Consider the following 11,597-nt stretch of genomic DNA (forward strand, 5'->3'; position numbering starts at 1 on the left):
GTGGTGCGGGCGGGGCGCGCACGCCCCGCCCGCACCCGGGTGGTCAGCCGATCGCCGACTCGACGCTGGTGACCATCGAGGTCCAGGTGCTGTCCGGGTCCTGGCCGGTGATCAGCGCGATCTGCGCCGCGTTCCAGAAGTCCCAGACGGCGCCCATCTCGGGGATGTTCGGCATCGGCACGCCGTTCTGCGCCGAGGCGAGGAAGCCTGCGATGACCGGGTCGTCGCTGACCTGCTCGGCCACGGCGGTCAGCGCCGGGATGCGCGGGTCCGCGTCGTACAGCGCATGCTGCGCCTCGTCGGTGGCGACGTAGTTGGCGAGGAAGTCGTTCGCGAGCAGCGCGTTCGACGACTGCGCCGACAGGTAGAAGCCCTGCACGCCGACGAACGGCGCCGCGGTGCCACCCCCGGCGGACGGGATCGGGCTCACCGCGACCTCGACACCCGCGTCCTGGTACGTCGGGATGGTCCAGGGGCCCTGGATGATGAACGGGCTCTGGCCGGTCGCGAACAGCTCGTTGCCGATGTCGTAGTCGACGGTGTCGGTGAAGTAGCCGGTGCCGGCGGAGCCGTTGTCGTGGATCCACCGGGCGTAGGCCAGGCCGGCGTCGCCGCCCATGCCGACCTCGGAGGTGTACGACCCGTCCTCCTCCTGGACGAACACCGGGGCGCCGAACGACGTCTGGAACGCGTACGACGTGTACATGTCCCCCTCGGCACCGTTCGTGTAGAGGATGAAGGGCCGGTCGCCGAACCCGGCGTCCGTGGCCATCCGGATCATCTCGTCGAACGTCTGCGGGGCCGTGTCGCCGACGAGCGCGGTGTTCTGGATCAGCGCGACCGACTCCTGCGCGTACGGCAGCGCGTACAGCTGGCCGTCGTAGGTGAAGGCGTCGAGCGTGACCTGCTCGAAGTCGTCGGCGCGCGAGCCGAGGCTGATCGTGTCGACGACGCCGGACTCGACGAACTCGCCGAGCCAGTCGTGCGCGCCGACGGTGATGTCCGGGCCCTCGCCCGTCGGGACCTGGGCGAGGAAGTCCGCCCGCAGGTCCTCGAAGTTCTTCTGCACGACCGTGACGGTGGCGCCGGAGTCGGCCTCGAAGTCGGCCGCGGCGTTCTTGATCGCCTCGGCGCGCTCGGCGTCCGACCAGATCACCAGCTCGCCGCCCGAGCCCTCGGCGGGGGCGCTGCCGTCCGCCGTGGTCGCGGGGGCGGGGTCGCCGCTGCACGCGGCCAGGAGAGCCACGGTCGCCACTGCGGCGACGCCGGCTGCGAAGTGCCTGCGCATGTGTCGTCCTTTCCGGGAGGGCCGCCGCGTGCGCGTCGATCGCGTCCTTGCGACCCGTGGTGGGTGCGGGGCGCTCGGTGCGTCCCCGCGGTGCCGGCTGCCGCACCGCCCCGTCCGCCGGAGGGACCCGGCGGGGCGGCGCGCAGCCTCGGTCGTGCGGTCAGCGACCACCCCCCTGCGGGCGGGCGGTGCGCAGCACCGCCACCTCCCCCGCGCCGACCTCGTACGACTCCCCGGCGTCGGTGCCGGAGAGCAGCTCCGTGCCCGGCACCCCGAGGGTGACCGGCTCGTCGCGGTGGTTGACCGCGACCACGTAGTCGTGGGCGTCGCCGCGCCGGACCGTGACCTCGAGCCCCTCGGGCAGCCCCGGGGGCACGACGCCGGCGTCCGCGTAGACCTCGGCGAGCACCGGGGCCAGCGCGTCCACGCCCAGCCGCGTGCTCACGTACCAGCCCGCGCCCGCGCCGTGCGCGTGCCGCGTGATGGCGGGCATCCCGTCGGCGGGCCCGCCCCGGTAGGTGCCGCGCACCTCGGCGCCGTCCAGGGCCAGGTGCTCGCTCCACGCGGCGGTCGGGATCGTCGTCCCGGCCAGCTCGACCGCGACCTCGTGCTGGGGCCGGACCGGCAGGAACTCCTCGACGGTGAGGCCGAGCGCGGCGCGCAGCGGGGCGCCGAAGCCGCCCTCGTGCACCGCGTCGTGCTCGTCCACGACGCCGGCGAAGCAGGACACCAGCAGGGTGCCGCCCTGGGCCACGTAGTCCGCCAGGTTCTTGCCGGCCGCCTGGGTCACCAGGTACGACGACGGGGCGACGACGAGGCGGTACCTAGACAGGTCGTCCTCGGGGTGCGCGAAGTCGACGGTCACGCCGTCGCGCCACAGCCGCTCGTAGTACGCGCGGACCCGCTCGCGGAACCCGAGCTCGTCCGACGGCCGCCACTCCAGGTCCTGGGCCCAGAGCGACTCCCAGTCGTAGAGCACCGCGACGTCCGCCAGCACCCGGGAGCCCCGGACCTCGGCGAGCCGGCCCAGCTTCGCGCCCAGGTCGACGACCTCGCGGAACACCCGGGACCCGGTGCCGGCGTGCGGCAGCATCGCCGAGTGGAACTTCTCCGCGCCGGAGCGCGAGGCCCGCCACTGGAAGAACAGGATGCCGTCGGCACCGCGCCCCAGGTGGGTCAGCGCGTTGCGGTGCATCTCCCCGGGGCGCTTGGCGATGTTGTGGCCCTGCCAGTTCACCGCCGACGTCGAGTGCTCCATCAGGATCCACGGCTTGCCGCGCGCGACGGACCGGGTCAGGTCCGCCGACAGCGCCAGGCCGACGTGCGCGTCCTCGTCCGGGGACCACAGGTAGTGGTCGTCGGACACCACGTCGACCTCGCGCGCCCAGCGCCACAGGTCGGTGTTGTACGACTGGTGGGCCATGAAGTTCGTGGTCACCGGCTGGGCGGCGTGGGCGCGGATCGCATCCCGCTCGGCGCGGAAGCACGCGCGCAGCTGCTCGTCGGTGAACCGCGCGAAGTCGAGCCGCTGCGCCGGGTTCGGGGTCGACGCGGTCGCGCCCGGTGCGCCGACGTGCTCCCAGTCGCCGTAGACCTGGCCCCAGAACGCGGTGCCCCAGGCGGCGTTCAGGCCGTCGAGAGTGCCGTAGCGCTCCCGGAGCCAGCCCCGGAACGCCGCGACGGACGCCGGGGAGAAGTCCTCGCCGACCGGCGCGCCGTACTCGTTGTGCACGTGCCACAGCACCACGGCGGGGTGGTCCGCGTACCGGTGCGCGAGCGCGCCCGCGATCCGGGCCGCCGCCGCGCGGTACTCGGGCGAGGACGGCGAGACCATGCCGCGCGAGCCCGGGCCGAGCGCGACCCCCTCGCGGGTGACGACGCGCGCCTGGGGGTACGTCGCGTAGAACCAGGCGGGCGGGGCGGCGGTGGGGGTGCCGAGGTCGACCGCGATGCCGTTCGCGTGCAGCAGGTCGAGCACGTCGTCCAGCCAGCCGAAGTCGTACTCGCCCTCGCGCGGCTCGAGCAGCGCCCAGGAGAAGATGCCGACGCTGACCAGGTTGACCCCCGCCTCGCGCATCAGGGCGACGTCCTCGTCCCAGACGTGGCGCGGCCACTGCTCCGGGTTGTAGTCGCCGCCGTAGGAGATCCCCCGCGTCGGCCAGCCGAACTCCGTCATCCCGCTCCTGCTCCCTCACCTCGCTGTGCACGGTCACAGTACGGTCCAGGCGGCAGCCCGGCACAGGGCGGCGTCGCCTCTGTTACGCAACTGTGACCGTGCACGGTGCAGACGCGCCGCGCGCGCCGGCGACGACCGAACCGCGGCAGCCGGCCCGGCGCGGCCCGGCGCGGCCCGGCGGAGGCGGCGAGGGGGTGGCCGACGCGTCGAGGGGGTAGCCGCCGACTACTCGCTCGACGCGTCGGCCACCCCCTCGCGGAGGGCTGCTCCCTCGCGGGCGACGTCGCGGTGCGCGCGGGTCAGCGGCGGGTGTGCGACGCCAGGGTGGCCAGGGTCAGGGCCACCGCGTCCTCGGCGAACGCGCCGCGCCAGTCCGGCCCCCGCTCGGCCGCCCAGGCGCGCCAGGCCGCCCCGCCCCAGGTGCCGGCGGCCGAGAACAGCGCCGCGGTCGCCGCGGGCAGCACCACCGACCGGCCGCGCTGCCGGGCCAGGACGACGCCGCCGAGCGCCGCCGCCACCGCGCGGCTCTGCGGGCCGGGCGGGTCCAGCCGGCTCGGGGCGCTGGGCAGCTTGTCGCCGGTCAGCTCCGCGACGACACCCAGCCGCGCGCCGAGCCGCTTGACCCGGCCGCTCGCCGGGTCGGCCAGCGTCGGGGCCGCGAGCGCCAGCGACGCCCGGCTGCCCGCGGCGACGCCGAGCACCGCGCTGCGCAGGAGGAGGCCGGCGGCGGTGCCCCGGCGCCGGGATGGCGTCCCGGGCGGCGCCAGGGCCACGGTCGGGTCGCCCGGGACGGGCCCGGGGCCGGCGCGGTGGTGCGTGCGGTGACCGGTGCTGTCGTGTCGTCGTCCCATCCACCGACGGTCCCGTGCCGGGCGCCGGTCGGCAACCGCAGGCACGCACGCGGGCGGGGAGCCACCCTCCGGCTCCCCGCCCGCGTCAGGGCTGTCGCCCCCTGCGCGCCCGGCCGCCCTCCGCGGCCGGGCGCGTCACCGGTCACCCGGCGAGATCGAGCGAGCCCTCGTCCACCGCGACGACGCTCCACGTCGAGCCGCCGGCGTCGGACAGCTCGTAGGCGGGCACCAGGAGCGCCGAGCCGTCGGCGCCGGTCACCTGGCTGACGCCGAGCCGCGCGCCGGTGATCGTCACCTGCTGGACCGCCCACGGGATCGCGGCGCCGGGCCGGGCGGTCGGGGGGACCGTCGGGTCGGCGGACGCGGACGACGAGGACGCGGCGGCGTCGTCGGCGACCTCGGCGCGGGCCAGCGGCATCACGCCGCCGAAGCCGGCGCCGAACCGCGGGTCGTTCAGCCGCTCGACGGCCGTCGCCGCGCCCACGACCGGGTACTCCCCCAGGTCGACCAGCGGCGCCAGCGAGCCGTACAGCGACTGCACGCCGTCGGCGACCAGCGTCACCGACCAGGTCAGCCCGGTCTGCTGCCCGTCGAGCACCTGGTAGGCCGTCACCGCCGACGAGCGGGCGTCGCCGGTGTCGACGACCTCGTACTGGAAGCCGTCCGGGTCCACACCGAGCGCGCCGATCAGGTCCCGCGCGGCGGAGGTGGCGGCGTCACCGGTCGGGGCGGGGCCGGCCGCCGGGTCGCAGGACGGGCCGACGACCGACGGCAGCGCCGGGTCCACCAGCGCCGGGTCGAGGGTCGCGGGCTCCGGGGTCGGGGCGACCTCCACCGCCGCGCCGCCCTCGGCGGCCGTGCCCGCCGCGCCGTCCGACGTCGCGCCCCCGCCGGGCTGGTCGGGGGCGGACGCGGTGCAGGACCACGGGTCGCGCGTCGGGTCGAAGTAGCTGAGCCCGGCCGTGCCGTCCGGCTGCAGCGACAGGCTCGGGCCCGAGCCGTCCTGCGACCCGACGGTCCACGCGCCGTACTGCAGGACCGGGTCCCCGGGGACGCCCAGGACGCCGGCGACGCGCGCGGCGGTCTCGGCCGAGAACACCGACGCGGCGTCGAACGCCCACGCGTGCCCCGACCCGGCGTCGTCGGCGAGGCCCGAGGCGGTGAACACCGCGCGGCCGCCGAACCACGGCGCGATCCTCATGTCCGCGGTCGACCCCGCTGCGTCCATCTTCATCGCGCCCTCCGCCGCGGCGCCGGGGACGGACAGGGTGATCGGGGCCCCGGCGGTGACCGCGTCGGCACCGCCCTCGGTGCCCAGGGCGTAGCCACCCGCCCCGGCCACGACGGCCGCGGCCGCGGCCACCGCGGCGACCTGGAGCCACCGCGAGCGGCGGCGGGGCTCGAGGGGGACGACCGCGGCGCCTGCGTCGGCCTCGACCCCGTCGGGAGCCCCGGTGGCCTCCTCGGCGGCGACCCGGCGGGCCACCTCGGCCCGCAGCGCGTCCGCGTCGAGCCGGGAGCCCGCGGCCGGGTCGGCGGCCCGGAGCCGCGCGAGCGCCTCGTCGTCGGGCGCCGTGCGGCCGGGCTGGTCCGTGCGCGCGGCGCCGCCGGGCGCGGCGCCGCCGGGCGTGGCGCCGCCGGGCCGGCCGGTGCGCGCGTCGTCGGGCCCGCCCGGCGAGCCGCCGTCGGCGGCCGGGTGCTGGTCGCGGTGCTCGTCCACGGTGGCCTCCTCGGGGTCGTGCGCCCGTCTCAGGTGCGGAGCGGGCGCGTCCACCCCCTCTGTGTCCCCGGGCCGCCGGGCCTTGCACACGCCCCGGCGACACCGGTGCGCGAGGTGCGGTCAGTCCGCCGCCCACACCTCGCGGAGCCGGGACCGCGCACGGGACAGCGCGGCGTCCGCCCCGCCGCGGGACACCCCGAGCACGAGCGCGAGGTCGTCGCCCGACAGCCCCTCCCAGGCGGTGAGCAGCAGCACCTGCCGGTCGCGGGCGCCGAGCCGGGCCAGCGCCTCGCGCACCCGCTCGTCGCGCACCGCCCGGACCGCGGGGTCGTCGGGGTCGGGCTCCTCGGGCACCGTCTCGACCGGGACCGGGCGGCCCTTGCGCCGGTGGTTCGCGAGCACGAACCCCGCGGTGCGGTAGAGCCACGGCAGCTCGTGGCCCTCGGGCACCTCGGCGCGCCGTCGCCAGGCGACGGTCAGCACGTCGGCGGCGAGGTCCTCGGCGTCGTCACCCGCCCCCCGGCGCAGCAGATACCGGTGCACCGCGGGCGCGTGCCGGGCGAACAGGTCCTCGAACCAGGGCTCGTCGCGCGCGGCGCCGGCCGCACCGGACTCAGCGGGCACGTCGGGGCCCGCGGGAGCGTCGGCGGGCACGTCGGACCCCGCGGCGTCCGTCCCGGCGGCAGGCTGTCGAGCGCTGTGCACGCGTTCCCCTCGCGTCGGTGGCGGGGCGCGCGCGACGGCGCACGCCTGTGCCACCACTGTGTCGCGTCGGGGCCGGTCCTTGCACCGACCGGGCGGGCGAGTCGCGCCGGGCCCGCGCGGGACCTCGGCGGCCGCCCGGCTCAGCGCGGCGCCGGCCCCACCGGGGAGATCCCCAGCTCGTGCACCAGCAGCAGGAAGGCCCGCCCGTACGGGGTCGCCGCCGTCTCCCGCCGCACCCGGTCCCAGTCGACCTGCTCCCGCAGCGCCCGGACGATCGCGATCATCCGCGTGAAGTCGCAGTAGTGCTCGCCGAGCACCCGCATCTTCGCGGAGATGATGTCCGTCGCGTCCAGCACCGGCATCCGGACGGCCAGCACCTCCATCACGTCGGACCGGGCGAGCATCTCGTGGGTGATCGGCTCGCCGACCATCCGGAACAGGATGTCGACCAGCGCCCCGTGGTGGAACGCCTTGAACAGCCAGTTCTCCGCGGGGTCCTGGACGTCCAGGCCGGCCGCCGCGAGCGCCGCCTTGGCCTGCGGGACGTCGTCCTCGGAGATCGCGAAGTCGGCGTCGTGGTCGGGCTCCGGCGCGCCGCGGGCCCAGGCGGCGTACCCGCCGACCAGGGCGAACGGGACGCCGGCCTCCTCCAGCGCGACCGCCGCCATCCGCAGGGCGTCCTGCAGGGCGGTGCGCGGGTCGGGCGGGTCCGCGGCACCGGGGCCCACCTCGGCACCCGCGACGGCAGCGGTGGCGGCGTCGGAGGTCATGCCCCCGGAGTCTGCACGACGACGCGCGCGTCCGCAGGACGACGGGAAGAATCGCGGGCGTGCGACTCGCGACGTTCAACATCCTGCACGGGCGGAGCCTGACGGACGGCAAGGTGGACCTCGACCGGTTCGCCGGGGCCGTCCGCGGGCTGGACGCCGACGTCCTGGCGCTCCAGGAGGTCGACCGCGACCAGCCGCGGTCGCACCAGGCCGACCTCACCGCGGTCGCCGCCGAGGCGATGGGCGCGCAGGCCCACCGGTTCGTCGCGACGCTGCACGGCCACCCGGGGACGTGGACCGCCGCGACCGGCGAGGACCAGCCGGCGATCGCCGCCTACGGCATCGCGCTGCTCAGCCGGCACCCGGTCAGCGCGTGGCGCGTGCTGACGCTCCCGACGCTGCGCCGCCGGGTGCCGATGGTGCACCGCGGCAACCGGCGGCCGTCGCTCGTGCAGGACGAGCAGCGCGCGGCGCTCGCCGCCGTGGTCGAGACGCCCGACGGACCGCTCACCGTCGTCGCCACGCACCTCACGTTCATCACGGCGTGGAACGTGATGCAGCTGCGGCACCTGGTGCGCGCGTGCCGGGCCCTGCCCCGGCCGATCGCGGTCACCGGCGACCTCAACCTCGAGGGCGCGACGCCGGCGCGCGTCTCCGGCTGGCGCTCGGTCGGCCGCGTCGACACGTTCCCGGTCGGGGTGCCGGACCGGCAGATCGACCACGTGCTGCTCGACGGGCCGGTGGTGCCGTCGAGCGAGCCGGTCGCCGTCGACACGGGGATGTCGGACCACCGGGCGCTGGTGGTGGACCTGGCGCTCGGGGACCGCCCGCGCTGACCGTCGGCGTCAGTCGGCCTCGGGGTCGACCAGGAACCACACGGTCTTGCCGTCGGCGCCGTGCTCGTCCACGCCCCAGGTGCGCGACAGCGCCTCGACCAGCGCCATGCCGCGACCGCTCACCGCGGTCGGCGCCGGGTGCTGCACCTGCGGGCGGGCGGGGCTCTCGTCCGTCACGGCGACACGCACGCCCCGGTGGTCGATCCGCACCGCCACGCGCACCCGGCCGTGCTCCGGCCCGTGCACGACGGCGTTGGCCACCACCTCGCCGGTCAGCAGCTCGATCACCTGGTTCGCCGACCCCGAGACACCCGACGCGGCCACCCGGTGCATGATCCAGTGCCGCGCCGCGCGCGGGGCCGACCGACGGGCGTCCAGGACCAGCTCGTCGTGCTCGGCGCGCGCGTCGGCGCGCCTCGCTCCCGGCGCCGAACGGAGGTCCCTGACGTCACCCACCCGCCTACTGTGCCTGACGCGGCGCGTGCGCGCTGACCGAACGACACGCCGGGTAGGGGTGTCAAGCCCGTGCCGGGGGGGGTGTCCGGTCCCGGCCCCCGGCCGTACTGTCGCAGGGCACGGCAGGCACCGGACCGGGCTCCGGCGCCGGTGCCCGTCGCCCAGCCGCCAGGAGGTCCCGTGCCCGTCGACGCCGCCGACGCCGCGCCCGGTCCCGCACCCGCGGGGCTCGTCCTGCGCTCCGCCGCGGGCCGCGGCACGCTGCTCGCGACGGTGCTCGGCTCGGCCCTCGTCTTCCTGGACGGCACGGTGGTCGGCATCGCCCTGCCGGCCATCGCGGCGGACCTCGGCGCGACCACCGCCGGGCTGCAGTGGACCGTCAACGGCTACGCGCTCACCCTCGCGGCGCTGCTGCTGCTCGGCGGGTCCCTGGGCGACCGGTTCGGCCGGCGGCGGGTGTTCGTCATCGGCACGGTGGCCTTCGCCGCGGCGTCCGTGCTGTGCGCGCTCGCCCCGACGGTCGGGCTCCTCGTCGCGGCCCGTGCGCTCCAGGGCGTGGGCGGCGCGCTGCTCACCCCCGGGTCGCTGGCGATCCTGCAGGCGACGTTCGTGGCCGGCGACCGCGCCAGGGCCATCGGCGCCTGGTCCGGTCTGAGCGGCGCGGCCGGGGCGGTCGCGCCCTTCCTCGGCGGCTGGATCGTCGAGCAGGTCGGCTGGCGGTGGGTGTTCGGCATCAACATCCCGCTCGCCGCGCTGGTCGTGACCGTGGCGCTGCGGTTCGTGCCCGAGTCCGCCGACCCGGAGGCGTCCGGGCGGCTCGACGTGCTCGGCACCGTGCTCGCTGGCCTCGGCCTCGGGGCGCTCACCTGGTCGCTCACGGCGTGGTCCGAGGAGGGCGGGCTGACCGGGCCCGTCGCCGCCGTCAGCGCCGCCGGGGTGCTGGCGCTGGCCGGGTTCCTGGTCGCGGAGGCGCGCTCCGACCACCCCGCACTGCCGCTGCGGCTGTTCCGGTGGCGGCCGTTCGCCGCCGTCAACCTCGCGACGCTGCTGGTGTACGCCGCGCTGACCGGCATCTTCTTCTTCCTCCCGGTCACGCTCCAGGTCGTGACCGGATGGTCGCCGCTGGCCGCCGGGATCGCCTCCCTGCCGGTGACCCTGCTCATGCTCCTGCTGTCCGCCCAGGGCGGGGCGCTCGGGGCGCGGATCGGCCCGCGCATCCCGATGACGGTCGGGCCGCTGCTGGCCGGCGCCGGGGCGGTGCTGCTCGGGGGCATCGGCGCTGACGCGGCCTACCTGCTCGACGTGCTGCCCGGGGTGCTGCTGGTCGGCGTCGGGCTGGTGCTGACCGTCGCGCCGCTGACGGCGACCGCGCTCGCCGCCGCGCCCGACCACCTGGCAGGGGTGGCGTCGGCGACGAACAACGCGGTCGCCAGGGTCGCCGGCCTGCTGGCGGTCGCCGTCCTGCCGCTGGTCGCCGGGGTCGGAGCGGGGCTGTCCGACCCGGACGTGCTGACCGACGCGCACCCGGTGGCGATGCTGGCGTGCGCGGGGCTGATGGCCGCCGGTGCGGTCGTGTCGGCCATCGCGATCCCGGGGTCGGCGGCGGAGGTGACGCCGCCGGCCTCGGCCGTGCTGGCGCGACCGGAGGCGCCCAGGGCTCCGGAGCCGCCGAGCGCGCCCACGGGATCCGTGGGCGGCGACGCCCGCGACTGACCGTGCGCGGCGGTCCACGGGGGTGCGCGACCTCCCCGTCCCGCCCGCGAGGCGCGCTCCGAGGACGACGGCGGCTCGGTGAGCGTGCGCCGAGTCCTCCACAGCGCGCGGGGCGTGCGTGGTCCCCAGAGCGGGTGCCTCGGCCGGGGGTGGTGTCGGTGGTGGCCGGTAGCGTTCTTGCATGGCTGACCTGCAGGAACACCCCGGAGGCGACGTGGTCGCCGGCCCGGTGCTGCCGGTCTACGCCGCCGACGGGACGTGCCTGACCGACTACGGCCCGGACCCCGTGGTGGCGTTCGGCGGGGCGCCCAGGACGGGCGAGCAACGGCAGGTCGAGGCGATCGCCACCTGCCCACCCGGGCCGGTGCTCGACGCCTGGCTGCGCGCGCTGGACCTGACCGTTCTCGCCCCGGCGATCCTCGTGGAGGTGGTCGCGGCCCGGGCCCGGATGGAGGCCCACCAGCACGCCGCGATGCTCGACGCCGTCGCGGAACTCGCGAACCGGCCCGAGATGAGCCCGCAGTGGTCACCGCTGGCCGGTGCCCCACCCACCCAGGGGTGCGTCGCCGGGGACGAGCTCGCCATGCGCCTCGGGTGGTCGCTGATGACCGCGAACAAGGCGGTGCACCGGGCACTGACCCTCGACGGGATGCTCGCCGCCACCCGCGAAGCCTTGGAGACGGGGCACATCGACGCCGGCAAGGCCGAGGTCCTCGCGAGCGGGCTGATCGACCTGCCCTACGAGGCCGCGCACGCCGTGGAGGACGCGGTCCTGCCCGACGCGGCCCAGTGCTCCCGCCGGCAGCTCGAGCAACGCGTCGCCCGCGAGGTCCGGATCGCCGACCCTAAGGGGGAGGCCGGCCGCAACACCCGCGCCCGGTGCACCCGCCGCGTCACCCGGCCCCGGCGACGCCCGCACGGGATGGCCGCGATGTGGGTGGTCCTGGCCGCCGAGGACGCCACCCGGGTCGACGGGGTCCTGCACCACGCGGCCCGCACCGCCAAGGCCCTGGGCGACCCCCGCACCCTGGACCAGCTCCGCGCCGACGGACTCCGCGACCTGGTCGTGGGCGACGTCCCCG

At 77.0% G+C, this 11,597-nt stretch carries 10 protein-coding genes; 3 read left to right on the forward strand and 7 right to left on the reverse strand.

Annotated elements, in window-relative coordinates:
- Positions 1-43 precede the first annotated feature (43 nt).
- From MHY85_RS17845 to MHY85_RS17870, 6 genes are all read right to left on the reverse strand, one after another.
- The gene (locus tag MHY85_RS17845; RefSeq protein WP_239198944.1) at positions 44-1,288 is read right to left on the reverse strand and encodes a maltose ABC transporter substrate-binding protein; all 1,245 of its coding nucleotides are present in this window, start codon (positions 1,286-1,288) and stop codon (positions 44-46) included.
- A gap of 160 nt (positions 1,289-1,448) precedes the next feature.
- A complete protein-coding gene (locus tag MHY85_RS17850; protein WP_239198947.1) occupies positions 1,449-3,464 on the reverse strand; it encodes a beta-galactosidase in 2,016 nt (671 codons plus the stop codon).
- 299 nt (positions 3,465-3,763) lie between these two features.
- Complete coding sequence (locus tag MHY85_RS17855) at positions 3,764-4,315, reverse strand: hypothetical protein (protein WP_239198950.1); 552 nt, start codon at positions 4,313-4,315, stop codon at positions 3,764-3,766.
- A gap of 142 nt (positions 4,316-4,457) precedes the next feature.
- Entirely contained in the window at positions 4,458-6,035 is a 1,578-nt protein-coding gene (locus MHY85_RS17860) for a hypothetical protein (protein ID WP_239198953.1), read from the reverse strand.
- Between the two features lie 120 nt (positions 6,036-6,155).
- Positions 6,156-6,740 (reverse strand): RNA polymerase sigma factor, encoded by a 585-nt coding sequence (locus MHY85_RS17865; RefSeq protein WP_374234003.1) that lies wholly within the window; start codon positions 6,738-6,740, stop codon positions 6,156-6,158.
- 140 nt (positions 6,741-6,880) lie between these two features.
- Positions 6,881-7,510, reverse strand: a complete 630-nt coding sequence (locus tag MHY85_RS17870; protein WP_239198956.1) for a nucleotidyltransferase family protein — start codon at positions 7,508-7,510, stop codon at positions 6,881-6,883.
- 59 nt (positions 7,511-7,569) lie between these two features.
- Between MHY85_RS17870 and MHY85_RS17875 the strand changes: the two genes are divergently transcribed.
- Positions 7,570-8,346, forward strand: coding sequence for an endonuclease/exonuclease/phosphatase family protein (locus MHY85_RS17875; protein WP_239198959.1), 777 nt, complete (start codon positions 7,570-7,572; stop codon positions 8,344-8,346).
- Between the two features lie 9 nt (positions 8,347-8,355).
- On the opposite strand, the gene MHY85_RS17880 is transcribed toward MHY85_RS17875, so the two are convergent.
- The gene (locus MHY85_RS17880) at positions 8,356-8,802 is read right to left on the reverse strand and encodes an ATP-binding protein (RefSeq protein WP_239198962.1); all 447 of its coding nucleotides are present in this window, start codon (positions 8,800-8,802) and stop codon (positions 8,356-8,358) included.
- Positions 8,803-8,982: 180 nt separating this feature from the next.
- On the opposite strand from MHY85_RS17880, the gene MHY85_RS17885 reads away from it, so the two are divergent.
- A complete protein-coding gene (locus MHY85_RS17885; protein WP_239198965.1) occupies positions 8,983-10,515 on the forward strand; it encodes a DHA2 family efflux MFS transporter permease subunit in 1,533 nt (510 codons plus the stop codon).
- A gap of 181 nt (positions 10,516-10,696) precedes the next feature.
- Positions 10,697-11,597: DUF222 domain-containing protein (locus tag MHY85_RS17890; RefSeq protein WP_239198968.1), on the forward strand; the 901-nt coding region annotated here is incomplete at its 3' end.

The sequence above is a fragment of the Cellulomonas sp. ACRRI genome, from assembly GCF_022346185.1.
Lineage (GTDB): Bacteria > Actinomycetota > Actinomycetes > Actinomycetales > Cellulomonadaceae > Cellulomonas.

What these genes read in the sequence shown, in the direction of transcription:
- MHY85_RS17850 (WP_239198947.1), bottom strand. Translation starts at nt 3,464, where the DNA reads ATGACGGAGTTCGGCTGGCCGACGCGGGGGATCTCCTACGGCGGCGAC.
- MHY85_RS17845 (WP_239198944.1), bottom strand. Translation starts at nt 1,288, where the DNA reads ATGCGCAGGCACTTCGCAGCCGGCGTCGCCGCAGTGGCGACCGTGGCT.
- MHY85_RS17855 (WP_239198950.1), bottom strand. Translation starts at nt 4,315, where the DNA reads ATGGGACGACGACACGACAGCACCGGTCACCGCACGCACCACCGCGCC.
- MHY85_RS17870 (WP_239198956.1), bottom strand. Translation starts at nt 7,510, where the DNA reads ATGACCTCCGACGCCGCCACCGCTGCCGTCGCGGGTGCCGAGGTGGGC.